Source organism: Sphingomonas immobilis (assembly GCF_030580995.1).
Taxonomy (GTDB): domain Bacteria; phylum Pseudomonadota; class Alphaproteobacteria; order Sphingomonadales; family Sphingomonadaceae; genus Sphingomonas; species Sphingomonas immobilis.
This window is the reverse complement of record NZ_JAUQSZ010000006.1, coordinates 240,681-263,038: the sequence shown is the minus strand read 5'-3', so window position 1 is coordinate 263,038 and position 22,358 is coordinate 240,681. Positions and strand designations below refer to the sequence as shown.

Here is a 22,358-nt window from a genome sequence, read left to right as displayed (position 1 = left end):
GCGGGCAGGGGCTGACCGACGCGGTCGCGCGCGTCCAGGCCGACAGCCGCGCCGCGCGCCGGGTCCGCGACGACGCGCACGGCAGCGTCAGCGAGGCGGGCACCCGCGTCGCCGCGCTCGCCGATACGGCGCAGGCGATCGATTCGATGCTGGCGCTCATCCAGAACATGGCGAAGCAGACCAACCTCCTCGCGCTCAACGCCGGGATCGAGGCGGCACGCGCCGGCGAGGCGGGGCTGGGCTTTGCGGTGGTCGCGGCGGAGGTGAAATCGCTCTCGCAGCAGACGCGGACGGCGGCCGAGCGGATCGGCGGGCACGTCGGTGATATCCACGCGATGCTCGACCGCGTCGTGCAGGGCCATGCCGAGATCGAGCGCGCGATCGAGGCGATCGCCGGCATCTCCGATTCCATCGACGTTGCGCTCGGCCAGCAGGGTGCCGAGACACTCGCCATCGCCAGCAACGTCGAACAATCGGTGACGGCGGGATCGGAAATCTGCGCGCGTGCCGTCGATATCGGCGACGATGCTGCCGCACTCGGCGACGGCGCGGAGGCGCTCAACGCGCTGTCGCGCTCGCTTTCGGGCTCCGCGACCGGCCTGCACGACCGCGCACGCGATTTCGTGGCGCTGATCGCGGAGATCTAGTCGCCCCGGCGCATGACCGGGGCGACCGAGTGGATCAGTCGAAGCTCGCGCCCCAGCGGCGCTTCGGGCGGTCCTTCCAGAGACCGCGGTGGTAGGCGTCCGACGCCAGCAGCGGCATCACCGAGCCCGCTTCCGCGAACACCATCTGCTCGATGCCCGTGTTGACCTTGCCCCACGACGCAGCCTCCTGCAGCGTGGAGGACGAGCAGGCGCCGTCGCGCACGTCGGCGACGGTGATCTGCACGGCGTATTTGTGGACCTGCACGTCGTCATGGCCGAGGATCTCGGCGCACACCACCGTATCCTGGATGAAGTTCTTCGGTACGCCGCCGCCGATCATCAGCAGGCCGGTGGTGCCCGCCTTGATCTTGATGTCGGTCAGCTCGCGGAAATCGGCGATCGCGTCGAGCACCATGTACGGCTTGCCCTCCTTGGCGCGGTCGACCTGATGCTTGACGAGGCCGAAGCCCGCCGACGAGTCCACGAACGCCGGGCAGAAGATCGGCACGTCATGCTCGTAGGCGAGCTTGACGAGGCTGTTCTCCTTCTTGCCGTTCTCGGCGAGGTACTTGCCCATTGCGCGGATGAACTCGCGGCTCGAATAGGGGCGCGCCTCGAGGCTGTTGGCGATCTCGTAGATCGTATGGTCGCAGTCCTGGAGCTGCTCCTCGTCGATATACGTGTCGTAGATGCGGTCGATCAGCAGCGAGCGCAGCGTGTCGTCATCGGGCACTTCCAGCGCCTGATAATGCTTGTGGCCGAGCCCTTCGAAGAAATCCATGTCGACGATCGACGCGCCGGTCGCGACCACGCCGTCGATCATGTTCGATTCGAGCAGCTTGGCGTAGAGATCCATGCACCCGCCCGCCGAGGTCGAGCCCGCGATGACGAGGAAGATCGTGCAGTCCGGGTCCGCCAGCATCTGGTTGTAGATGTCGGTCGCGCGGCCGAGGTCGCGGCTGGTGAACGACATATTCTTCATCTGGTCGACGATCGGGCGCGCGTCGAAGCTGGTGATGTCGATATGCTCGACGACGGTGGAGAGCAGCTCCGCCTTGCGATTGGTATTGAGGGCTTCGGTCATGGTCGCTCCTTATTCCCCTCCCGCTCGCGGGAGGGGCTAGGGGAGGGCATGTCGCAGCCGCTCCCAATGAAAAATGCCCTCCCCCGACCCCTCCCGCAAGCGGGAGGGGAGGAGGTAGAGCGAAATGCTATAAAGCTGTTACAGCTTGACGACGTTCGAGGCGACCTGACGATCCGCACGCTCGTACAGCGAGACCATCGGCTCGTCCGTCACGACGATCGTCTCGTCCGATCCGAAGCCGTTGAACGCCGTCCGCATCGCCGAGCCATAGGCACCGAGCATGCCGATCTCGATATAATCGCCGGCCTTGACGTCGGCGGGCAGGTAGAACGGGCCTACCATATGATCGAGGTCGTCGCAGGTCGGGCCGTAGAAGCTGAACGCCACGTCCTTCGCCCGGCTCTCCGGCTCACGCAGCAGCTCGACCGGAAAACGCCAGCCGATATGCGCCGCATCGAACAGCGCGCCGTACGCGCCGTCGTTGATGTAGAGCTCGTCGCCGCGGCGCTTCTCCACGCGCACGATGATCGAGCTGTACTCGGCGCACAGCGCACGGCCCGGCTCGGCCCACAGTTCCGCCGAATAGCTGACCGGCAGCGATTCGAAGGCGCGGTGGATCGTCTCGAAATAATGTTCGAGCGGGGGAGGCTCCATGCCGGGATAGCTCGACGGGAAACCACCGCCGACGTCGATCACGTCCACGGTCACCGCCGCATCGACGATCGCCGCGCGCACGCGCTCCATCGCGTTCGAATACGCCTCGGGCGTCATCGCTTGGCTACCGACGTGGAAGCAGATGCCGAGCGCATCGGCGACCTGGCGGGTGCGGAACAGCAGTTCCTTCGTCTCGCCCGGTGCGGCACCGAACTTCGACGCCAGGCTCAGCTTCGAATGTTCCGAAGAGACGCGCAGGCGGACGCACAAGGTGAGGTCTTCCGCCCCTCGCGTTGCGCGCTCGATCTTCTCCAGCTCCTCGATCGAATCGAGCGAGAAGGTGCGGACATTGTGCTCGAAATACGCCTGAGCGATCGCTTCCTCGGCCTTGACCGGGTGCATGAAGCACAGGGTCGCCTCGGGCAGCGTGCGCGCAACGAGACGGACTTCGTTCAACGAAGCGACGTCGTAATGCGTGATGCCGCTGTCCCACAGGATCTGCAGGAGCTCGGGAGAAGGATTCGCCTTCACCGCATACATCGAGCGGCCCGGAAACTTCTCGACGAAGAAACGGGCGGCACGCGATGCGGCGTGCGGACGAATGAGCGTGACCGGCTGTACCGGTCCGTGCTTAGCGATATCGTAGCCACGCTCGAAAGAGACGGCGGCGTCCGAAATGGTGGTCGCTAACCCCAGCGCGTTATGATGCTTGTGCAACTCAAGGGACCTCCAATGTCGTGAGACAAGTCGAAAAAAGCTGCCTTGCGGTTGGAAGTCCCATGGGGCAGCGGAAGGGCGAGATAGGGTCGACTTTTCGCGATGTAAAGCGGTTTTCGGTGGGTCGGTATTGGACCGGAGGTGACGTGTGACAATTTTAAGACAGCCGACCCGCGCGGGGGTGCGCGACGCCGCAGCGAAGATCGCAGCAATCCTGCCGCGCAGCCCTTTGTTGGTGGCGGAAATTCAAGGGGTTGGCGTCGCGTTCAAAGCCGAATCGCTGCAACCGATGGGCGCGTTCAAGCTGCGCGGGGCGTGGCATCGGCTCACCGCGATCGATCCCGAAGCGCGCGCGAAGGGCGTCGTTGCCTTTTCCTCCGGCAATCACGCGCAGGGTGTCGCCTGGGCGGCGAAGCGGCTGGGGATGCCCGCGCTGATCGTCATGCCCGCCGACGCGCCGAAATCGAAGCGCGAGGGCACGCTGGCGCTCGGGGCCGAGGTCGTCACCTACAACCGCAGGACCGAATCGCGCGAGAAGATCGCCGCCGAACTCGCCGAGGCGCGCGGCGCTGTGCTGGTGCCGAGCTTCGACGATCCGTGGATCATCGAGGGGCAGGGGAGTTGCGCCATCGAAGCGGCGGCGCAGATGAGCGAGATGGGGCTCGGCTCGCCCACCCACGCGGTCGTGCCGTGCGGCGGCGGCGGGCTGTCGGCGGGCGTCGCGCTCGCGCTTCCCGATGCGAAGGTGACGATCGTCGAGCCCGAGGGCTGGGACGACATGACGCGCTCGCTGGCTGCATCCTGGATCGAGGAAGTGGGCGAGAACCCGCCCGCCACCGCCTGCGACGCGCTGCAGACGACGCGCGTGTCGCAGCTGACCTTCGACGTGCTCTCGCGCCGCGATGCGAGCGGCGTGGCGGTCAGCGAGGCCGAAATCCGCAGCGCGCAACGCTGGGCGGCGGAGCGATTGCGGCTGGTGGTGGAACCGGGCGGCGCGGTCGCGCTGGCGGCGGTGCTGGCGGGCAAGGTGAAGGTCGAGCCGGGCCTGCTGGTGCTGCTGTCGGGAGGGAATGTAGATACGGCCGCCTATGCGGGCGTGCTGGCGGGGAGCGACTGACCGTCGCCCCGGCGCAGGCCGGGGCCGCTGGGTTGTTTGGAGAAATGCCCTCCCATTTTCCGTTCGCCCTGAGCTTGTCGAAGGGCTGCCCTTCTCTCTACGGTCGCAAAGAAGGGCAGGGCTTCGACAAGCTCAGCCCGAACGGAGTTTAGGTTGAGTTCTGCCCTTGAAACCCTCGCCCCGACCATCGCGATGCTCGCCGCCTTCGCGCTCGTCTGGTTCGGCATCCGCCTGACCCGCCGCCCCGACACGCGCTTCAAGGGCGTGCTGATGGTCGTGATGGCGGCGGTGCTGGTGGGGAATGTGGCGATCTGGACGATGTGAGGGATGGAGGTGTTCGCTGAACAGTCGCGGGGTGTCGCATGAACCAAATGATCTACGCGGGCTTCCTCTATACCGTCGTTACCGGTGTCGGCGTGGCCTGTTGCATCGTGTTCATGCGACCCCGGAAAAGCGCGGAGAAACCGCCCGCTGCGAATATCTCGCCCCGCGAGATGCATCCAAGAATGCTGCCATTGTCCTTCACGGAATTTAGGAGCGAGAAACGCGGCTCGCACTGGCGCACGGCGGACGGAAGATACGAGATCGTCCTTCTGGGCAACCGCGTCGGTCGACAGATTGATGTGGCTTTCGAAAGCAAGGGTGTCGCCTCTATGTACGCGGATACAAGTTGGCAAAGCAAAGACATGCTGGAGGCTGAATTAAACAAGAATTACCTGGTGCGTTGGAGGTTGGACCTCACCGAAGGGAGGGCGAACATGATCGTTGGCGGCAATAGCCTGATCGATGTCGTCTACACGTTTCTGACGCAGTATGAGCGGACGCAAATACCACAGATTTACGAACGGTTGACCAGCGTGGTCGAGGTTGAATTGGTCCCGGGGGTCGGCAGTGTCCAATGGGACCGGTGGGGACCTTGAAGCGAGCCCGACACGGGCAAAGCCCGTGCCGTCGGCCGGTGCTGGCGCACCGCCGGCCGGGCTGGACATCGCGGACGCGGATTAGCTTGCGCTAATCCGCTGCTCCCAATTCACCGAATCGGTGAATTGGGGTCCAGCCGCATATCCAGATACTTGTCCACCGACCCCATCAGCTCCGGCATCTCGTGCTCGAAGAAATGGTTCGCCTTCGGGATCGTGTCGTGGTGGATGGTGATGTGCTTCTGCGTGCGCAGCTTGTCGACCAGCTTCTGGGTCGCGCCTGCCGGCGACACTTCGTCATTCTCGCCCTGGATGATGATGCCGCTCGCCGGGCACGGCGCCAGGAAGGTGAAGTCGTACATATTGGCGGGCGGCGCGACCGAGACGAAGCCGCGGATTTCCGGGCGGCGCATCAGCAGCTGCATGCCGATCCACGCGCCGAAGCTGAAGCCCGCGATCCAGGTGGTCGAGGCCTCCGGGTGAAAGCTCTGCACCCAGTCGAGCGCGCTCGCCGCGTCCGACAGCTCGCCGACGCCGTTGTCGAACGTCCCCTGGCTCTTGCCGACGCCGCGGAAGTTGAAGCGAAGCGTCGCGAAGCCGCGCCGTTGGAACGTCTTGTAGAGCTCCTGCACGATGCGGTTGTTCATCGTGCCCCCCGAGCTCGGGTGCGGATGCAGGATCATCGCGACGGGTGCGCGCGGGCGCGGGGCGGGGGCGAAACGGCCTTCGAGGCGGCCGTCGGGGCCGGGGAAAATGACTTCGGGCATCGAACCTGCTGACAATATATCGGAGGAGCGTGGGACACGCGGAATTGGGCGCTATATAGGCATGACGCCCGAACGCGCAATCATTGTGGACCTCGCCCGCCTTGCAGACCCGTCTCTATCTCGATCACGCCGCGACCACGCCGATGCTGGCGGAGGCACGCGATGCGGTGGCCGAGGGCATGGCGCGCTGGGCGAATCCCTCCTCGCCGCATGCCGAGGGGCGGGCGGCAAGGGCGGCGCTGGAGGCGGCGCGCGGGCGGATCGCGGCGGCTTACGGCTGGCGCGGCGAGACGATCCTGACGAGCGGCGCGAGCGAGGCGCTGGCGGTCGCGCTGCAGCGGTCGGTCGCGGAGACGCGGCTGATCGGTGCGACCGAGCACGATTCGACGATCCGCGCGGCGCCGGGCGCGGGCGTGCTGCCGGTTGGCGCGGACGGTCTGGTCGCGCTCGATGCGGCAAAGATCGCGCCCGGCACGCTCCTCGCCGTGCAGTGGGCCAATAGCGAAACCGGCGTGCGCCAGCCGCTCGCCGCCATCGCCGATGCGGTCCACGCGGCGGGAGCGCTGCTGCTGGTCGATGCCGCGCAGATGCCCGCCGGGGCCGATGACCTCGGCTTCGCCGATTTCGTCGCCATCTCCGCACACAAGCGCGGCGGGCCGCCGGGGATCGGCGCGCTGCTGGTGCGCGATCTCGCGACGCTCACCCCTGTCGGCGGGCAGGAGCGGGGCTACCGCGCCGGGACCGAGAACCTCCCCGGCGCGCTCGGCTTCGCGGCGGCGCTGGAGGTGGCGGAACCGCTCCGGCCGGATCTGCGCGCGAGGCTCGACGATGCGATCCGCCGCTCGGGCGGCGACGTCGTCGCGGAGGGCAGCGCGCGCCACCCCGCGATCGGCTCCTACCGGATGCGCGGGCTCGCGGCGGCGACGCAGCTCGTGCGCTTCGACATGGCCGGGATCGCCGTATCGGCGGGCAGTGCCTGTTCCTCGGGCAGCATGAAGCCGAGCCACGTCCTGACCGCGATGGGCTGGGACGCCGAGGCCACGCGCGAGGTGATCCGCGTCAGCTTCGGCCGCAGCACGACCGAGGCCGATGTCGACCGCTTCGTCGCCGAATGGCGCAGCATCGCGCGCAGCACGCGGGCCTTTGCGGCGTGATCTACCTCGATTACCAGGCGACGACCCCGCTGGCTCCGCAAGCGTTCGAGGCGATGGTGCCGTGGCTGCGCGACGATTTCGCCAACCCCCATTCCGCCCACGCCGCCGGCCGCAAGGCGAAAGCGGCGGTCGAGGTCGCCCGCGCGCAAATCGCCGCGCTGCTGCCCCCCGGCGGCACGGTGAGCTTCACCAGCGGCGCGACCGAGGCGCTCAACTGGGCGATCCAGGGCACGCGCGGCCCCATCGTCACCCTCGCGAGCGAACATGCCGCCGTGCTCGATACCGTGGCGGAGCGCGACGCGACGATCCTGCCGGTCGGCGCGGACGGGCTCGTCGCGCCCGACCTCGCCATCGCGCCCGGCACTGGCGTCGTCGCGGCGATGCTCGTCAACAACGAGATCGGCGTCGTCCAGCCGGTCGCCGACCTTGCGGCGAAAGCGCACGCCGCCGGTGCGCTGATGCTGTGCGACGCGGTGCAGGGCTACGGCCGCGTCGCCATCCCCGAGGCCTGCGACATGATCGCGATGTCCGCGCACAAGATTCACGGACCCAAGGGCATCGGCGCGCTGTGGATCCGCGACGGCGTTGAGATCGCACCGCTGCTCCACGGCGGCGGGCAGGAGAAAGCGGGCCGCTCGGGCACGCTCAGCCCCGCGCTCTGCGTCGGCTTCGGCGTCGCGGCGCGGCTCGCGCGCGAACGCCATGACGAGGATCGCGCCCATGTCGAACGCTTGTTCGCGGCGGCGCTGGAACGGTTCGAGGCGAACGGCTGGCACCTCAACGGCGCGCGCGATCTGCGCTACAAGGGCAATCTCAACGTCCGCCGCGACGGGCTCGACGTTGCGCGGCTCATGTCGGAACTGCGCGACATCGCCTTCTCGGCGGGCTCGGCCTGCGCAAGCGGATCGGGGCGCTCCAGCCACGTGCTGCGCGCGATCGGCCTCTCCGAAGCGCAGGCGCGCGCCAGCATCCGCCTCGGCTTCGGGCGCTACACCACCGAAGGCGAGCTGATCGACGGCGTCGAGCGCATCATCGCCGCCGCAAACGCGCAACGGATCGCAGCATGATCGACGTGACCTTCATCGAACGCGGTGGCGAGCGGCGTACCGTCCAGGCGAACCCCGGCGACGTTCTGCTCGACGTGGCGCAGGCCGCCGATCAGCCGCTCGAGGGCACGTGCGAGGGGCAGATGGCCTGCTCGACCTGCCACGTCATCGTCGATGCTGCGGATTTTGCTGCGCTGCCGCCGCCGTCGGAGGACGAGGAGGACATGCTTGATCTCGCCGCTGGCGCTACCCGCACCAGCCGGCTCGCCTGCCAGATCGTGCTGCACCGTGCGATCACCGTGCGCATCCCCGATATCGCGCGGAACATGCAGGGCCGCTGATCATTACGCTTCCGTGCCCGAACGGATGTAACATCGCAGGTGTTATGACGCCGGGTGAGAGGGATAACGAAAGGAAGCCAAGCCCATGAAATCTATCGCTCTGCTCGCCGCATTCGGCGTCATCGCCGCCGCCGCGATCCCGGCCGCCCCGGCCGAGGCCGCCCGCCACGGCTGGCATAACAAGCGCGTGTGCAAGACGGTGTGGCGCGGCCATCACAAGGTCCGCAAGTGCCGGAATGTAAGGGTGCGGTGGTAGGCGCGCCGCCCAAGATTTAGCGAAGCTAAATTGCGGGTAAAGGCGCGCCCGGCCGGCGGGGCTACGGCCCCGTCCGACGAGGCGGCTTTGCCGCCTCGGGCTCGTCGCCCTTGATCTCCCCGCCCGCTCCCGCCATATGCGCCGCGGGAGTCGGGCGGGCGTGGTCGTCGCCAACCTGGTCAGGGCCGGAAGGCAGCAGCCACAACGATTTCGCCACGGGTCGTTCCGGCTCCCACCGCGCAGCGCGCACGGCGCTGGCTGCGCCAGCACCGAGACGCGCAAGCGCGGCCGGCGGCGCTACAGCTCCGCCCGACGACGCGGGCTTCGCCCGCGGCGTGAGAAGTCGCTTTCTACAGCCGATTCCGCTTCAGGGCTTGCCGTAAAACAGCCACGCAACCGCGGCGGCAAGTATCCCGAAGGACACCGGAAAATACCCCACCACATAGCCTAGCGGGAAATTGCCTTCCTGCGGAGCGGGCAATCGGCCTTCACGCGCCCATCCTACCGCTCTCAGGATCTCATCGAAGTCGTTCTGAAATGCACGGGCAAATATGACGGCGTCTTTTCCGCCACTAAGCGATTGCAGCCTTATAACCTCTTCGCCGCCGTAACCTGTCGCCAGCCAGCCCTTTCGCGGCTCGCCATAGTGATCCCAGTCGTAGGACGACGAAGAAAAGACACTTTTTACCGTCCAGCCGTTGGACGAGAGCATCAGCCGATCCGGCTTGGCGATCTTTATCAGGGCATAGCACGCGGCTGCGAGCAACACGGCGATCGGAAAAAGCAGCAGCGGCCGCATGTGAAAAAGTATGCCGAAGCGATACAAGCTATCGACGCCCCGATGTCGGAACACTTTCAGGTACAGGACCATCAGCGCCGCGATCAGTGGCAGGGCGGGGACGTTCTTCAGCCGGCTTGCCTCGAAGGTGGCTGTATCGACTTGCTGTGGCACGATGATCCCATTCGATACGCCCGCATGGCGAGGCGGACCATCGTACTGAACGACCGCTGACAACTTTATTTAGGACGGGTTTGTTCCGTCCCGTCTGTCCTACACCCCCACACCCATGCGATAGGCCCCGTAAGTCGCTCTTTTAACCCGCTGGCCCCGCACGCGCACCTTGCTGCGAACCCTGCCGCGCGCCCGGCCCCGGCGCACGCGGAAAAGGGACAACAGGCGCAGACGTAGCGTAAACTTTGTAAACTTCCGCAGCGATCCGCTCCCAAAAGCACCGCCGCAAGCACCCCGATCAGTGTGACCTTAGTGTGACTTTCCGCGCCCGCCTCGGCCCGATCCGGCCCCAACGGAACCGCCTCGGCGCCCACTCATTCTCCCGGCAACCAATTTCATATCGGGAGAGAAATCATGCGCATCCTGTCCTTCGCGCTCGCCGGTGCGCTCGCGGTCGCCTCGTTGGCGGCGGCGACGCCGGCCGACGCGCAACGTCATGGTGGAGATCGCGGCTGGCACGGCGGCCAGGGCTACCGCGGCGGTGGCGGCAACTGGAACCGCGGCAACGTCTATCGCGGCAACCGCGGCTGGCGCGGCAACCGGGGTTGGCGTGGCGGTCGCGCCTATGGGTATCGCGGTGGCTACGGCTATCGTGGCGGGTATCGCCGTGGCTGGAACAACGGCGGCCTGCGCTGCCGCACCGTCTGGCGCTGGGGCGAGCCGCGCCGCCGCTGCTGGCGCGCCTGGTAATCGGGCGCTCAAGCCCTTCGACAAGTCGCGGCGTCGCCCCTAGATAGGGGGCGATGTCCGACTCTTTCGAAGAACCCCTCGGTTTCGACCTCGGCGAGCCGCCGCAGCCTCAGGGTGAGGCGTACCGCGTGCTCGCGCGGAAGTACCGTCCGCAAACCTTCGCCGAGCTGATCGGCCAGGATGCAATGGTGCAGACGCTCGGCAACGCCATCCGCCGTGGCCGCCTCGCGCATGCCTTCCTGCTCACCGGCGTGCGCGGCGTCGGCAAGACCTCGACCGCGCGGCTGATCGCCAAGGCGCTCAACTGCATCGGGCCGGACGGGCAGGGCGGCCCGACGATCGATCCCTGCGGCGTCTGCGAACCGTGCCGCGCCATCGCGGAAGGCCGCCATATCGACGTGATCGAGATGGACGCCGCCAGCCATACCGGCGTCGACGACGTGCGCGAGATCATCGATGCTTCTCGATATGCAGCCGTGTCGGCGCGCTTCAAGATCTACATCATCGACGAAGTCCACATGCTCTCGAAGAACGCTTTCAACGCGCTGTTGAAGACGCTGGAGGAGCCGCCCGGCCACGTGAAATTCCTGTTCGCGACGACCGAGGTCAACAAGGTGCCGGTGACGGTGCTGTCGCGCTGCCAGCGCTTCGACCTGCGCCGCATCCCCGCCGACAAATTGGCGGAGCATTTCGCCAACGTCTCCGCCAAGGAGGGCGTCGAGGCGGAGCCGGAGGCGCTCGGCCTCATCGCGCGCGCGGCGGAGGGCTCGGCGCGCGACGGCCTGTCGATCCTCGACCAGGCGATCGCGCATGCGGGGCAGGAGGGGGGTGGCGTCCGCGCCGATGCCGTGCGCGATATGCTCGGCCTGTCGGACCGGAGCGCCACGCGCGACCTGTTCGCGATCCTGCTGGCGGGCGACGCGACAGGCGCGCTGGCGAGCCTGCGCCGCCAGTACGACCTTGGCGTCGATCCGCTGAGCGTTCTGCGCGCGCTGCTGGAAACGGTACACGGCACCACGCTCGTCAAGCTCGGCGCGCAGGTCGAGCAGGGTCAGGCCACCGAGGAGCGCGAGGCGCTGGCGGGCTGGGCGGCGAAGCTCTCGTTCGCGGCGCTGCACCGGCTCTGGCAATTGCTGCTGAAGGCGCATGAGGAGGTCGGTCGCGCCGCGCTGCCGATCGAGGCGTGCGAGATGGCGTTGCTGCGGCTGATCCACGCCTCGACGCTGCCCGATCCCGGCGAACTCGCGCGGATGATCGCGGGTGGCACGATGCCCGCCGTGAACGCCCCCGCGCAGTCCGCGTCGACGCCCGCCGCCGCGCCTGCCGAAGCGGCGCTGCCGGCGACGATCCAGGCGATCCGCGATCTGCTCGACCGCAGCGGCGAACAGGCGCTCGGCTCGAAAGTCTATCACAGCGCAAGCGTGGTGCATCTCGCCGCGCCCGAGCTGGTGCTGAGCTCGGCGCGTCCGCTTAACGCCGATATGGTCCGCGATCTCAACGTCGAGCTGAAGCGGCTGACCGGGCGTATCTGGAAGGTCACGACGCAGGACGCCCCCGGCGCACCGACGCTGCGCGAGCGCGACGAGTCCGAGGCGCAGGCGAAACGCGCCGAAATCCTGGCGACCCCGGTCGTCAAAGCGGCCTTCGAGGCCTTTCCCGATGCGAAGATCGAAGACGCTGAATTCGACCGCATCATCGCCAATCAACGGAGCGAAGCATGAACAATCTCGAAGACATCATGGCGATGGCGCAGAACGTCCAGGCCGAATTGCAGAAGGCGCAGGCCGATCTCGACAAGATCGAGGTCGAGGGTGCGGCCGGCGGCGGTCTCGTCAAGGTCCGTGCCTCGGCGAAGGGGCGGATCATCGGCCTGTCGATCGACGATTCGCTGATCGCCGTGTCCGAGAAGCAGATGCTGGAGGATCTCGTCGTCGCCGCCTTCAACGATGCGCGGGCGAAGGCCGACGCGGCTTCGGGCGAGGCGATGCAGAAGATGACCAGCGGCATCCCGCTCCCGCCGGGCTTCAAGCTGCCGTTCTAAAGCGGAACGATAGCGGGGGCGGTCCGTTCGGGACTCGGCAATTTGAGGAGCCGAGTGATGAGTGACGCCCCAAACACCACCATTATCGAACGTCGCGGCGGCGGCGGAACCGTATTGATCGCGATCGTCTTGCTGATCGCGGTCGCGGTCGGCGCATGGTTCCTGTTCAACAAGCAGCAGAACGACACCATCCGCACCGACGCCGTATCGAGTGCGGCGAAGCAGGTCGGCGACAGTGCGCAAAAGGTCGGCGATTCGGCCGAGAAGGCTGCGGACGGCGCGACCAAAAACTAGCGCAGGCAGGCGTCCAGACCGTCGTTGCGCACGACGCCGACGCGGCGGCTGATGGCGTTGCCATGCCGCCGCACGAAGCCGTGCGGTGCTATGGCGGCACGCTTCTTGGGCAGGGGCAGGACGGCGGCGATGCGGCCGGCTTCGCTTGGCGTCATCTGCGATGCGTCATGCCCGAAATAGCGGAGCGACCCGGCGTTGACGCCGTAGGTGCCGATGCCGGTTTCGGCGACGTTGAGATAGACTTCCATGATGCGTCGCTTGCCCCAGATCGTCTCTATCAAGACGGTGAAATAGGCCTCCAGCGCTTTCCGGGCATAGCCGCCGCCCTGGAACAGGAACACGTTCTTGGCGGTCTGCTGGCTGATCGTCGAGCCGCCGCGGATCTTGCCGCCCTGCTCGTTGCGGCGGTATGCGTTGGCGATCCCCGCCCAGTCGAAGCCGTGATGCGAACAGAAACGCGCATCCTCGCCCGCGATGGCGGCGCGCGGCATGTCGGGGTCGATCTGCGAGATCGGCATCCACTGCTTGGTGACGCCATGCCCGCCGACCATGTCGCCGATCATCGTCCAGGTGATCGGCGGCGGCACGAAGCGGTACACCACGACCATCAGCACGGACAGGATGAGGAAGGCGAGCACCAGCTTGATGATCCAGCCGATGACACGCCCGATCAGCCCGCGCCGCTTGCGCGGGCGGACGTCGCTGTAGGTCTGGTTGCGGGTCAGGGGCACGTCCTCACTGGTCATGCCGGTTTGTTGCGTGAGAATGACAGCGTTGCAAGTCTCACGACCCCTCCCGCGAACGGGAGGGGGTGAGGGGTTACGCGGCGACCAGCATCCGCTTGTCGCCGGCGATGCGCATCATTGCCTTCTGCAGCTTCTCGAACGCGCGCACCTCGATCTGGCGAACACGCTCGCGCGACACGCCGTAAACCTGCGAGAGCTCCTCGAGCGTCTTGGGCTCGTCGGTCAGACGACGCTCGGTGAGGATGTACTTCTCTCGCTCGTTGAGGTCGGTCATCGCCGTCTCGAGCATCGCGTGGCGCACGTCGGCCTCCTGCGCGTCGGCCACGACGGCGTCCTGCAGCGGCGCGTCGTCCTGCAGCCAATCCTGCCACTGGCCGTCGCCATCCTCGCGCATCGGCACGTTGAGCGACGTGTCGCCGCCCATCGACATGCGGCGGTTCATGCTCGTCACTTCGGCCTCGGTGACGCCGAGATCCTTGGCGATCTTGGCGAGATGCTCAGGGCTGAGATCGCCATCTTCGAACGCGTCGAGCTTCGACTTCATCCGGCGCAGGTTGAAGAACAGCTTCTTCTGAGCGGCGGTGGTGCCCATCTTCACGAGGCTCCAAGACCGCAGGATGAATTCCTGGATCGAGGCGCGGATCCACCACATCGCATAGGTCGCAAGGCGGAAACCACGATCGGCCTCGAACTTCTTCACGCCCTGCATCAGGCCGATATTGCCCTCCGAGATCAGCTCGGACACGGGCAGGCCGTAGCCGCGATAGCCCATCGCGATCTTGGCGACGAGGCGGAGGTGCGAGGTGACGAGCTGCGCCGCCGCGTCAGTGTCGCCATGTTCCTCGAAGCGCTTGGCGAGCATATATTCCTGCTCGGGCGCGAGGATCGGAAACTTCTTGATCTCGGACAGATAGCGGTTGAGGCTTGCCTCGCCGCCAAGAGCGGGGATCGTTGCCGGGACGTTGGACCCGTTGGCCATGATCAATCTCCCTTATTAAGCGGGCATCCTGGGGAAGAGACCCGCGAACCTTTCGCGCCCAAACTCTAAGCGCAGAGTGTATCGAACAGTTCCTGCATGTCCGCCGGCATTTCGCTTTCGAATGCCAAAGCGGTGCTTTCAACAGGATGAATGAACCCCAGCCGCGCGGCGTGCAACGCCTGCCGATGGAAATTCAACGTTTCCAAAACCGGCCGGTGGGCTGGTTTTGTTCTACCATAAGCCGGATCCCCGAGCAAGGGGTGGCCGATGGAAGCCATATGGACGCGGACCTGATGCGTCCTGCCGGTCTCGAGCCGGCACTCGACGAGCGCGCCGTCGCGCAGCCGTTCCAGCGTCGTGTAATGTGTCACGGCGCGCTTGCCGCCGGCCACGATCGCGACTTTCTTGCGGTTCGAAGGCGAGCGGGCGAGGGGGGCGTCGACCGTTCCCGCCTCCGGCTTGGGCCGCCCGGAGACGATCGCCTTGTAGCGCCGGTCGATACTGTGCGCGGCGAATTGCCTGGCAAGGCCTTCGTGCGCGCGGTCGGTCTTGGCGGCGACCATCAGACCGGACGTATCCTTGTCGATACGGTGGACGATGCCCGGCCGCGCCACGCCGCCGATCCCCGAGAGGCTGCCGCCGCAGTGATGCAGGAGGGCATTGACGAGCGTGCCGTCGAGATTCCCCGCCGCCGGATGGACGACGAGGCCTGCCTGCTTGTCGATCACGATCAGGTGATCGTCCTCGAACACGACCGTGAGCGCGATATCCTGCGGCTCGTTATGCGCGGGGGCCGGAACGGGCACCGAAACCGTATAGGTCGCACCGGCCTGCGCCCTGCTGGCGGGATCGCGACGCAGCGTGCCGGCGGCATCCGTTACGGCACCGCTGGAGATCAGCACCTTCAGCCGCTCACGCGACAGCGTCGGCACGGCGACGGCGAGCGCGCGGTCCAGGCGGAGGCCGTCGGCCCCTTCCGGGATGTGCGCGTCGATAGTGGTGATCCCCCGATCCATTCTGTGTAGGAATCTGGTTATGGTGTTGGAGATTTCAAGCGCGGCTCTGGACGCGATCGTTGCAGATGCGAATGCGTCGCCTGCACGCGAGGTTTGCGGACTGCTGCTGGGCACGCGTGTGCGCATCGAGGCGGTGTTGCCCTGCCGCAACGTGGCGGAGAACCCGGCCGACTCCTTCGAGATCGATCCACAGGCGCTGATCGCCGCCCACCGCGCCGCGCGGGACGGCGGACCGGGGATCGTCGGCTGCTATCACTCGCACCCGAACGGCTCGGCCACGCCCTCGGCACGCGATGCGGCGGCGGCCGAGAACGGTGCGATTTGGATCATCGCCGCCGGCGGTGAGATCGGCGTATGGCGAGCGGTGTCAGCGGCGTTCGAACCGGTTGCCTACGAGCGGCGGCGCTAGCAGCGCCAACAGCGCCAGATACGCTAGCCCTACGGTCGGCACCATGTAGCGCGCAGGGTCAGCCACCCCGAACACCGCCAGCATCGCGAAATTTCCGAGCCCGAGCGCCGCCGCCAAGATCGCGCCGAGGCGGATGCCGTCATGCCGCCGCGTCCATCCGAACAGCAGCACCGCGAGGCAGATGATCAGACCGACCCACTGCACCTTCGGGAATTTGAACAGCGCGCGTTCCAGCCATCGCATCGGCTCGGTCGCGAACGACGGATGCCACAGCGCGATCGGCCGGTTGGGCTTCACCGCGGCGATCCCGCGCCGCATCTCGTCCATCGCCTTCGCATTGCTCGCGTCGTTGATCGACTGGCCGTCGAGGCCCCAGGTGGCATGATCACGCGATTCCAGCAAATAATCGATATAGAGCAGCCGGTGCTGCGCATAGGCGATCGGGTGCGCCGCGATCGCCTCCACCCAGCGCCGCTTCAGCGCACCGTCGAAGCGATCATAGGCCGTCGCATAACCGCCGCACGGCGCCCATTCCGCGAAACTGTCCCACATATAGGGCACGTAGCAGGCGGCGGGCGGCTTTAGCGCGGTGGTCGGCCAACCCGGCACGTCGGCGAACAGATTCTGTCCTGTGCGAGCCGAAATACCGGCCACATCGAACAGCACGAGCTGCTTGTCCGGGTGCAGGTCTCGCGCCTTGAAGATGACGGAATCGACCGCGCGGTTCAGCGGCACCGCGAGCGCACCCACCACGAGCGCGATAGCGATCAGCGCAAGATAGGCTCGGCGCGATTGGATGAAGAACGGCAGGACCAGCGCCAGCGCAACGACGACGACGAGAAAATTCGGCGCCTTCGTCAGCAGGAACAGCGCCGTCACCAAGCCGAGCAACACGCTCCCCCCGGCGCCCAGCCGCGCTTGCGACAAGCGTCGCAGCACCTGCACCGCGATCAGCAATGCCGTCAGGATCACCGCGTCCTTGCCGATATATCCCGTCGCGCCCGCCAACGCGACGCGCAACAGCACCTCGCCCGCCAGCGCTGCGCGTCCCCTGAGGTCACGCGGCAGGCGCGGCAGAAACCCCGCGAAGATCCCGAACAGCACGGCCTGGATCGCCAGCGCGCCGGCCGGCTGACCCAACACCGGTCCCGGCAGGCTCCACAGCCATTGCAGCGTCGCCGAATGCCAGTTGTTGGTGAGGCCAGGCTTGGTCGTCGCCATCAGCGAGAACAGCGAGTCGCCGTTGAGCCTGCCCGGATAGCTGAGCAGGAAACACAGGGCCGCGAACGCCACACCCGCCGGCCAGCTGAAGCGCACCTCGCGATCGAGCATCCGCGGTCGCGACCATCTGCTCGATTGCGTGAACGCGCTGTGCCGGGGCCCCTTCATGCCGGCCGGTCTAGCAGCCGCGTCGTCGTCGTCGCGACTATTTTGCGCAAGGCGTTCCGGTCCGCTTGATGATGGCGCGGGTTGCGCATCCGCCGTCATGCCGCCAGAAGGCCCAGATAGATCACGGGGAGCGGACCAGTTCATGACCATCAGTGCGGTCGATTTCGCCAGCCTGCTCTGCTCGCGCCTGTGCCACGATCTGCTCAGCCCGGTCGGCGCGCTCAACAACGGCCTGGAATTGCTCGCCGACGAGCATGACCCGGAGATGCGTGCGCGCTGCCTGGAATTGCTGTCGGACAGCGCCAAGGCATCGGCCAACAAGCTAAAGTTCTTCCGCCTCGCCTTCGGAGCTGCCGGTGGCTTCGGCGAGACGATCGACTCGCGAGAGGCGCGCGCTGCGATCGAAGGCCTGTTCGGCGAGAACCACCGCGTGAAGCTCGGCTGGCTGGTCGAGGAGCCGTTCCTGCCGAAATCGGCGATCAAGGTGCTGCTCAATCTCGCGCTGATCGGCGGCGACGCGCTGGTGCGCGGCGGCCAGCTCGACGTCGGAGCGGAGAGCGTCGGCGACCAGATCGAGATCGTCGTGCGCGCAGACGGCGCGCGTATCGTGCTCGACACCGAATTGCGCACCGCGTTGACCGGGTCGGATGAGGATGCCGTCGTCACCCCGCGCGCCGCCGCCGCGCACCTCGTCCGCGCGCTGGTCGCAGAAGGCGAGGGCAGCGTGCAGGTCTCCGATCCTGAGGAGCCGGTGCTGCTTTTCGGTGCGACTTTGAAGGCGCAATAAACTCGGCCTTAACCACTTGTTTGCCAAAAGGCCCCTGATCCGCGGGGGCACATGGACGACTTACTTCAGGAATTCATCGCAGAGACGCGCGAAACGCTCGAAGCGCTTTCGGGTGAGATCGTCGCGTGGGAAGCCGCGCCCGACGATCGCGAGCGGCTCGATGCGATCTTTCGCTTTGTGCATACCGTGAAGGGAAGCTGCGGCTTTCTCGATCTTCCGCGCCTGAGCCGCCTCAGCCACGCCGCCGAGGACGTGCTTGCCGCCGTCCGTTCTGGCGAGCGCCATCCCGATACCCGCCTCGTCAATGCCGTGCTCGGCATCGTCGATCGCATCGGCGAGATCGTCGAGGCCATCGACGGCGGCCTCGCGCTCGACGATTCGGGCGAGGAGCTGCTGATCGCCGCGCTCGACGAAGGCGCCGATGCCACCGTCCCGGCCGCCGCCAGCCTGCCGATGCGCAGCCCTACGCGCAGCGTGCGCCTCAACGTCGATCTGCTCGATCGCATGATGAGCGGCATGTCGGACATGGTGCTGGCGCGCAACGAACTCGCCCGCCGCCTGCGTGAGGAAGGCGCCGATCCGGCCGTCGAGGCCGCGCTCGAACGCCTGTCCACGACTGTCGCCGAAATGCGCGACACTGTGACGCGCACGCGCATGCAGAAGATCGACGCGCTGTTCTCGGCGCTGCCGCGCATGGTGCGCGATACGGCGGCCGAACTCGGCAAGGCGGTGACGCTGCACATCGACGGCAGCGACGTCGAACTCGATCGCGAGATGATCGAGATGATGCGCGATCCGCTCGTCCACATCATCCGCAACTCGATCGACCACGGCATCGAGGCACCGTCCGCGCGTCGTGGCGCCGGCAAGCGCGAACAGGGACGCCTCAGCGTCTCCGCGCGCCAGTCGGGCAACCAGATCATCGTCCTGATCGAGGACGACGGCAAAGGCATCGACACCGATGCGCTCGTCGCCAAGGCGCTGCGCAGCGGCAGCCGCACCGAAGCCGAAATCCGCGGCATGGACGAACGCGCCCGGCTCGATCTCATCTTCGAAGCGGGCATCTCGACCAAGGAAGTCGCCACCGCGATCTCCGGGCGCGGCGTCGGCATGGACGTGGTCCGCGCCAACGTCGAACAGATCGGCGGCCGCATCGAGCTGACGAACGCTCCGGGCAAGGGGCTCTCGATCGCGATCCACGTGCCGCTCACACTCTCGATCATCTCGGCGATCGGCGTCGGCGTCGGCGAGCAGCGCTTCGCGATATCGCGTCAGGCGATCGAGGAGATCGTGTCGGTGCGCGGCGAGGCCATCCGCATCGACGTGCTCGGCGACACTCCCATCGCCACGGTGCGCGACCGCCGCTTGCCGCTCGTCGATCTCGGCGGCCTTCTCGGGCTCGACGGCAACGGCGACAACGTGATGCTCGCGATCCTGAGCGTGCCGGGCGGCAGCTATGCGCTGGCGGTCGATACCGTGCTCGATCACGAGGAACTGGTGATCAAGCCGTCCGCGCCTGCGATCATGATGACCGGCATCTACGCCGGACAGACTTTGCCCGATACCGGCATCCCGATGCTGCTGCTCGATTGCGCCGGCATTGCCGCCGCCGCGGGCATCCGCTTCTGGCGCGAGGCTCCGGCCGACGAAGTCGCCGATGAGGTTCACGCCGCCGCCGTCTCCGCGCTGCTGTTCGACGATCTCGACGGGGTGCGCCGCCTCGTGCCGCTCTCCGCGATCGACCGCGTCGAGCCCGTCGCGACCAGCGCGATCCGCATGTCGGCGGGCAAGCTCCGCCTCTCGCTCGACGGGCGCATCGTGCCGCTCGCCGCGCAGGGCGATTGGAGCGCGCAACCGACCGCGCACGTTCTGCGTCTGCGCGACGGCGACACCGAGATCGCCTATGCGATTCGTGAGGCGCTCGACATCGTCGATCTGCCCGAGGTGATGCTGCCGGCCCGGACCCCCGGATTCGTCGCCGGTGTGGTGGCGATGGACGATGCGCAGATCGAAGTGCTCGATCTCTACTGGCTGTTCGGCGAGCATGGCGACACCGGCCAGCGCAGCGAGCCGCCTCTGTGCCTGCTCGACGGTGCGGATACCGCGTGGATGACGAGTTTCCTGAAGCCGGTGATCGAGAGCGCCGGCTACCGCGTCGCCACCGCACTCGACGTGTCGGACAAGCCCGCTGTCGTGCTGACGATGGACCAGGTTCCGCAATATTTCGCGCCGCAGGTGTCCGTCGTCCGCCTCCGCCGCGAGGTCGAGAATGCGGCGTCGGACGACAGCATCTACCGCTATGATCGCGCCGGGCTGCTCGCCGCGCTCGCCAATGGAGCCCGCGTATGAGCCGTCTGTTCCTGATCGCGCACCTCGCCGGTCGCGCCGTCGCCATCGATTCCGCGCAGGTCGACTCGGTCGTCGATATCGGCGCGATCGTGCCGGTGCCGCGCGCCGACAAGCAGGTGAAGGGCCTGGCCGCGCTGCGCAGCCGCGTCGTCACCGTGATCGATCCGTGCGCCGCGCTCGGCGTTGCGCATTCGAGTGAAGACAGCGCCCGCGCCGTAGTGACGCGGATCGACGGGCATCACTATGCCATCCAGGTCGACTCGCTGGAGGATGTTGCGCCCTTCGATATGGTGCCGCTGGCATCGGGAATCGTGCTTGATGGCGGTTGGGGACAGGCCGGTTGCGGCACCGTCGAACTCGACGGTGAACCCATTCTCGTGGTCGATTTGCGGGTGCTCGTACCGGGTGCCCTCCCGATTGCTGCGTAGGTGCTGATTAACCCCACGCTTACGGATGCGCGGGCATAAGGCGTGGGTAGCGTAACGCGGGGTATCGGAATGAAGACGTGTCTGGTGGTCGATGATTCGAAGGTGATCCGCAAGGTTGCGCGGCACATTCTCGAAACCCTCAACTTCAAGGTCAGCGAAGCGGGCGACGGGCGCGAGGCACTCGACAGCTGCCTCGAATCGACGCCCGACGTCGTCCTGCTCGACTGGAACATGCCTGTGATGAGCGGCATGGATTTCCTCCGCGCGCTGCGCGACACGACGCTCGACCGCCGCCCCAAGGTGGTCTTCTGCACGACCGAGAACGGCATGGCGCACATTCGCGCCGCGATTGAAGCCGGCGCCGACGAATATGTCATGAAGCCGTTCGATCGCGAGACGCTGGAGAGTAAGCTTCAGATCGTCGGCATGGCCTGATCGGTTCCGGGGGGATGCCAGACAGGAAACTTCGCGAGCGCCCGACCGGCGCCGACGACGGGCGCTTGCGCATCCTGATCGTCGATGATTCGGCGGTCGCGCGCGCCGTCATCGCCCGCGCGATCGAGGCGAACCCGCGCTTTCGCGTTTCCGGGTCCGTACCGCATGCGGCGGCGGCGCTGGGCTTCCTGAAAGAGAATTCGGTCGACGGTATCGTTCTCGATATCGAGATGCCTGGCGTCACCGGGCTTGATGCTCTCCCCGATCTGATTTCCGAAGGACGCGGCGCGAAGGTGCTGATCGTGTCTTCCTCGTGCGGTGACGGCGCGACCGCCACGCTCGAAGCATTGTCGCTCGGCGCGGCGGACACGCTCGTGAAGCCTGAGGTCGGCGATTTCGCCGGTCGCTTCTCCGGCCAGCTGGTCGAAAAGCTCGCGCGGCTGTGCGACCGCGATCCGTCGCCCGAAGTCGCCGGCTCCATTCCCAGCCGCAGCGCGGCTGAGCAGTTCGAGATCATCGCCATCGGCGCATCGACCGGCGGCATCCATGCGCTCAAGCAGATGCTGGCCGAGGTGCCCGCCAGCGTGACGATGCCGATCCTGGTCACGCAGCATCTGCCCGAAAGCTTCATGCCCTATTTCGCGGCGCAACTCGCGGTGCTGGCGCGGCGTCCGTGCGACATCGCCGAGGATCACATGCGCGTGCGCCCTGGCCGCATCATCATCGCGCCGGGCGACGCGCATATCCGCGTCGTCAGCACCGGCGAGGGGTGCGCGGTGCGGCTTTCGAACAAGCCCGCCGCGAGCGGGTGCGTGCCATCGGTCGACCCGATGTTCGACTCGGTCGCGGAGTTGTTCGGCCCACGCGCGCTTGCCGTCGTGCTGAGCGGGATGGGCCGCGACGGCAGCCTGGGCGCGGCGACCATCGCCAAGCGCGGCGGCAGCGTCGTCGTGCAGGATCAGGAAAGCTCCGTCGTCTGGGGCATGCCCGGATCGGTGGCGGTGTCGGGTAATGCGCACGCGATCCTGCCCCCCGCGGAGATCGGCAAGCTGATCGCCGCACGGAAGCGGCCGTCGTGAC

26 protein-coding genes and 1 other RNA gene are annotated in these 22,358 nt (G+C 66.9%); 19 read left to right on the top strand and 8 right to left on the bottom strand.

Annotated features, from left to right (window positions below; translation table 11 throughout):
• Window positions 1-647, top strand: a 647-nt coding sequence (locus Q5H94_RS11055) for a methyl-accepting chemotaxis protein (protein ID WP_304561314.1), incomplete at its 5' end; no start/stop codon positions are given.
• Between the two features lie 34 nt (window positions 648-681).
• Here Q5H94_RS11055 and Q5H94_RS11050 read toward each other — a convergent pair.
• Entirely contained in the window at window positions 682-1,731 is a 1,050-nt protein-coding gene (locus tag Q5H94_RS11050) for a 1,9-bis(guanidino)-5-aza-nonane synthase (RefSeq protein WP_304561313.1), read from the bottom strand.
• Window positions 1,732-1,869: 138 nt separating this feature from the next.
• Window positions 1,870-3,102 (bottom strand): type III PLP-dependent enzyme, encoded by a 1,233-nt coding sequence (locus Q5H94_RS11045; RefSeq protein ID WP_304561312.1) that lies wholly within the window; start codon window positions 3,100-3,102, stop codon window positions 1,870-1,872.
• A 148-nt stretch (window positions 3,103-3,250) separates the two neighbouring features.
• On the opposite strand from Q5H94_RS11045, the gene Q5H94_RS11040 reads away from it, so the two are divergent.
• The 3 genes from Q5H94_RS11040 (at window position 3,251) to Q5H94_RS11030 (ending at window position 5,139) form a co-directional block, all read left to right on the top strand.
• Complete coding sequence (locus Q5H94_RS11040; protein WP_304561311.1) at window positions 3,251-4,219, top strand: threonine ammonia-lyase; 969 nt, start codon at window positions 3,251-3,253, stop codon at window positions 4,217-4,219.
• 153 nt (window positions 4,220-4,372) lie between these two features.
• Complete coding sequence (locus Q5H94_RS11035; protein ID WP_304561310.1) at window positions 4,373-4,543, top strand: hypothetical protein; 171 nt, start codon at window positions 4,373-4,375, stop codon at window positions 4,541-4,543.
• A gap of 38 nt (window positions 4,544-4,581) precedes the next feature.
• Window positions 4,582-5,139, top strand: a complete 558-nt coding sequence (locus tag Q5H94_RS11030; protein ID WP_304561309.1) for a hypothetical protein — start codon at window positions 4,582-4,584, stop codon at window positions 5,137-5,139.
• A 110-nt stretch (window positions 5,140-5,249) separates the two neighbouring features.
• Here Q5H94_RS11030 and Q5H94_RS11025 read toward each other — a convergent pair whose 3' ends face one another.
• Window positions 5,250-5,906: an alpha/beta hydrolase gene (locus Q5H94_RS11025; RefSeq protein WP_304561308.1), complete on the bottom strand. Its 657-nt coding sequence runs from the start codon at window positions 5,904-5,906 to the stop codon at window positions 5,250-5,252.
• 101 nt (window positions 5,907-6,007) lie between these two features.
• On the opposite strand from Q5H94_RS11025, the gene Q5H94_RS11020 reads away from it, so the two are divergent.
• From Q5H94_RS11020 to ffs, 5 genes are all read left to right on the top strand, one after another.
• Window positions 6,008-7,060: a cysteine desulfurase family protein gene (locus Q5H94_RS11020; RefSeq protein WP_304561307.1), complete on the top strand. Its 1,053-nt coding sequence runs from the start codon at window positions 6,008-6,010 to the stop codon at window positions 7,058-7,060.
• Window positions 7,057-8,127 (top strand): cysteine desulfurase family protein, encoded by a 1,071-nt coding sequence (locus Q5H94_RS11015; RefSeq protein WP_304561306.1) that lies wholly within the window; start codon window positions 7,057-7,059, stop codon window positions 8,125-8,127. Before Q5H94_RS11020 ends, Q5H94_RS11015 begins: the two co-directional genes overlap by 4 nt.
• A complete protein-coding gene (locus Q5H94_RS11010) occupies window positions 8,124-8,447 on the top strand; it encodes a 2Fe-2S iron-sulfur cluster-binding protein (protein WP_304561305.1) in 324 nt (107 codons plus the stop codon). Before Q5H94_RS11015 ends, Q5H94_RS11010 begins: the two co-directional genes overlap by 4 nt.
• An 85-nt stretch (window positions 8,448-8,532) precedes the next feature.
• The gene (locus Q5H94_RS11005) at window positions 8,533-8,703 is read left to right on the top strand and encodes a hypothetical protein (RefSeq protein ID WP_304561304.1); all 171 of its coding nucleotides are present in this window, start codon (window positions 8,533-8,535) and stop codon (window positions 8,701-8,703) included.
• 142 nt (window positions 8,704-8,845) lie between these two features.
• Window positions 8,846-8,943, top strand: an RNA gene (gene ffs, locus Q5H94_RS11000) — signal recognition particle sRNA small type.
• A gap of 127 nt (window positions 8,944-9,070) precedes the next feature.
• Here the strand turns inward: ffs and Q5H94_RS10995 are convergent.
• A complete protein-coding gene (locus tag Q5H94_RS10995) occupies window positions 9,071-9,655 on the bottom strand; it encodes a hypothetical protein (protein ID WP_304561303.1) in 585 nt (194 codons plus the stop codon).
• A 414-nt stretch (window positions 9,656-10,069) separates the two neighbouring features.
• Here Q5H94_RS10995 and Q5H94_RS10990 point away from each other — a divergent pair, with 414 nt between their 5' ends.
• The 4 genes from Q5H94_RS10990 to Q5H94_RS10975 are packed head-to-tail and all read left to right on the top strand — an operon-like array spanning window position 10,070 to window position 12,740.
• Window positions 10,070-10,405: a hypothetical protein gene (locus Q5H94_RS10990; protein ID WP_304561302.1), complete on the top strand. Its 336-nt coding sequence runs from the start codon at window positions 10,070-10,072 to the stop codon at window positions 10,403-10,405.
• 53 nt (window positions 10,406-10,458) lie between these two features.
• Window positions 10,459-12,126, top strand: a complete 1,668-nt coding sequence (locus Q5H94_RS10985; protein WP_304561301.1) for a DNA polymerase III subunit gamma/tau — start codon at window positions 10,459-10,461, stop codon at window positions 12,124-12,126.
• Window positions 12,123-12,446, top strand: a complete 324-nt coding sequence (locus tag Q5H94_RS10980) for a YbaB/EbfC family nucleoid-associated protein (RefSeq protein ID WP_304561300.1) — start codon at window positions 12,123-12,125, stop codon at window positions 12,444-12,446. The genes Q5H94_RS10985 and Q5H94_RS10980 overlap by 4 nt, the downstream gene beginning before the upstream one ends.
• Before the next feature lie 57 nt (window positions 12,447-12,503).
• Entirely contained in the window at window positions 12,504-12,740 is a 237-nt protein-coding gene (locus tag Q5H94_RS10975) for a hypothetical protein (RefSeq protein WP_304561299.1), read from the top strand.
• On the opposite strand, the gene mtgA is transcribed toward Q5H94_RS10975, so the two are convergent.
• The 3 genes from mtgA to Q5H94_RS10960 form a co-directional block, all read right to left on the bottom strand.
• Window positions 12,737-13,411, bottom strand: a complete 675-nt coding sequence (gene mtgA, locus Q5H94_RS10970) for a monofunctional biosynthetic peptidoglycan transglycosylase (protein ID WP_304561330.1) — start codon at window positions 13,409-13,411, stop codon at window positions 12,737-12,739. The two genes, Q5H94_RS10975 and mtgA, sit on opposite strands and share 4 nt — an antisense overlap.
• A gap of 148 nt (window positions 13,412-13,559) precedes the next feature.
• Window positions 13,560-14,465 (bottom strand): RNA polymerase sigma factor RpoH, encoded by a 906-nt coding sequence (rpoH, locus tag Q5H94_RS10965; RefSeq protein ID WP_304561298.1) that lies wholly within the window; start codon window positions 14,463-14,465, stop codon window positions 13,560-13,562.
• Window positions 14,466-14,530: 65 nt separating this feature from the next.
• Window positions 14,531-15,481 (bottom strand): RluA family pseudouridine synthase, encoded by a 951-nt coding sequence (locus Q5H94_RS10960; RefSeq protein ID WP_304561297.1) that lies wholly within the window; start codon window positions 15,479-15,481, stop codon window positions 14,531-14,533.
• A 19-nt stretch (window positions 15,482-15,500) separates the two neighbouring features.
• On the opposite strand from Q5H94_RS10960, the gene Q5H94_RS10955 reads away from it, so the two are divergent.
• Window positions 15,501-15,890, top strand: coding sequence for a M67 family metallopeptidase (locus Q5H94_RS10955; protein WP_304561296.1), 390 nt, complete (start codon window positions 15,501-15,503; stop codon window positions 15,888-15,890).
• Here the strand turns inward: Q5H94_RS10955 and Q5H94_RS10950 are convergent.
• Window positions 15,849-17,222 carry a hypothetical protein gene (locus tag Q5H94_RS10950; RefSeq protein WP_304561295.1) on the bottom strand — a complete coding sequence of 458 codons (1,374 nt, stop codon included), beginning with the start codon at window positions 17,220-17,222 and terminating at the stop codon, window positions 15,849-15,851. The two genes, Q5H94_RS10955 and Q5H94_RS10950, sit on opposite strands and share 42 nt — an antisense overlap.
• A gap of 199 nt (window positions 17,223-17,421) precedes the next feature.
• Between Q5H94_RS10950 and Q5H94_RS10945 the strand changes: the two genes are divergently transcribed.
• The 5 genes from Q5H94_RS10945 (at window position 17,422) to cheB (ending at window position 22,357) form a co-directional block, all read left to right on the top strand.
• The gene (locus Q5H94_RS10945; RefSeq protein WP_304561294.1) at window positions 17,422-18,066 is read left to right on the top strand and encodes a histidine phosphotransferase family protein; all 645 of its coding nucleotides are present in this window, start codon (window positions 17,422-17,424) and stop codon (window positions 18,064-18,066) included.
• A gap of 51 nt (window positions 18,067-18,117) precedes the next feature.
• Window positions 18,118-20,415: a chemotaxis protein CheA gene (locus tag Q5H94_RS10940; protein WP_304561293.1), complete on the top strand. Its 2,298-nt coding sequence runs from the start codon at window positions 18,118-18,120 to the stop codon at window positions 20,413-20,415.
• Window positions 20,412-20,843: a chemotaxis protein CheW gene (locus tag Q5H94_RS10935; RefSeq protein ID WP_304561292.1), complete on the top strand. Its 432-nt coding sequence runs from the start codon at window positions 20,412-20,414 to the stop codon at window positions 20,841-20,843. The genes Q5H94_RS10940 and Q5H94_RS10935 overlap by 4 nt, the downstream gene beginning before the upstream one ends.
• Before the next feature lie 69 nt (window positions 20,844-20,912).
• The gene (locus Q5H94_RS10930; protein ID WP_304561291.1) at window positions 20,913-21,278 is read left to right on the top strand and encodes a response regulator; all 366 of its coding nucleotides are present in this window, start codon (window positions 20,913-20,915) and stop codon (window positions 21,276-21,278) included.
• A gap of 14 nt (window positions 21,279-21,292) precedes the next feature.
• Window positions 21,293-22,357: a chemotaxis-specific protein-glutamate methyltransferase CheB gene (gene cheB, locus Q5H94_RS10925; protein WP_304561290.1), complete on the top strand. Its 1,065-nt coding sequence runs from the start codon at window positions 21,293-21,295 to the stop codon at window positions 22,355-22,357.
• Window position 22,358 lies beyond the last annotated feature (1 nt).

Coding starts and splice junctions, on each gene's coding strand:
- Q5H94_RS11050 (WP_304561313.1), bottom strand. CDS start 1,731: ATGACCGAAGCCCTCAATACCAATCGCAAGGCGGAGCTGCTCTCCACC.
- Q5H94_RS11030 (WP_304561309.1), top strand. CDS start 4,582: ATGAACCAAATGATCTACGCGGGCTTCCTCTATACCGTCGTTACCGGT.
- Q5H94_RS11025 (WP_304561308.1), bottom strand. CDS start 5,906: ATGCCCGAAGTCATTTTCCCCGGCCCCGACGGCCGCCTCGAAGGCCGT.
- Q5H94_RS11010 (WP_304561305.1), top strand. CDS start 8,124: ATGATCGACGTGACCTTCATCGAACGCGGTGGCGAGCGGCGTACCGTC.
- Q5H94_RS11005 (WP_304561304.1), top strand. CDS start 8,533: ATGAAATCTATCGCTCTGCTCGCCGCATTCGGCGTCATCGCCGCCGCC.
- Q5H94_RS10990 (WP_304561302.1), top strand. CDS start 10,070: ATGCGCATCCTGTCCTTCGCGCTCGCCGGTGCGCTCGCGGTCGCCTCG.
- Q5H94_RS10985 (WP_304561301.1), top strand. CDS start 10,459: ATGTCCGACTCTTTCGAAGAACCCCTCGGTTTCGACCTCGGCGAGCCG.
- Q5H94_RS10980 (WP_304561300.1), top strand. CDS start 12,123: ATGAACAATCTCGAAGACATCATGGCGATGGCGCAGAACGTCCAGGCC.
- Q5H94_RS10975 (WP_304561299.1), top strand. CDS start 12,504: ATGAGTGACGCCCCAAACACCACCATTATCGAACGTCGCGGCGGCGGC.
- rpoH (WP_304561298.1), bottom strand. CDS start 14,465: ATGGCCAACGGGTCCAACGTCCCGGCAACGATCCCCGCTCTTGGCGGC.
- Q5H94_RS10960 (WP_304561297.1), bottom strand. CDS start 15,481: ATGGATCGGGGGATCACCACTATCGACGCGCACATCCCGGAAGGGGCC.
- Q5H94_RS10955 (WP_304561296.1), top strand. CDS start 15,501: ATGGTGTTGGAGATTTCAAGCGCGGCTCTGGACGCGATCGTTGCAGAT.
- Q5H94_RS10950 (WP_304561295.1), bottom strand. CDS start 17,222: ATGCTCGATCGCGAGGTGCGCTTCAGCTGGCCGGCGGGTGTGGCGTTC.
- Q5H94_RS10945 (WP_304561294.1), top strand. CDS start 17,422: ATGACCATCAGTGCGGTCGATTTCGCCAGCCTGCTCTGCTCGCGCCTG.
- Q5H94_RS10940 (WP_304561293.1), top strand. CDS start 18,118: ATGGACGACTTACTTCAGGAATTCATCGCAGAGACGCGCGAAACGCTC.
- Q5H94_RS10935 (WP_304561292.1), top strand. CDS start 20,412: ATGAGCCGTCTGTTCCTGATCGCGCACCTCGCCGGTCGCGCCGTCGCC.
- Q5H94_RS10930 (WP_304561291.1), top strand. CDS start 20,913: ATGAAGACGTGTCTGGTGGTCGATGATTCGAAGGTGATCCGCAAGGTT.
- cheB (WP_304561290.1), top strand. CDS start 21,293: ATGCCAGACAGGAAACTTCGCGAGCGCCCGACCGGCGCCGACGACGGG.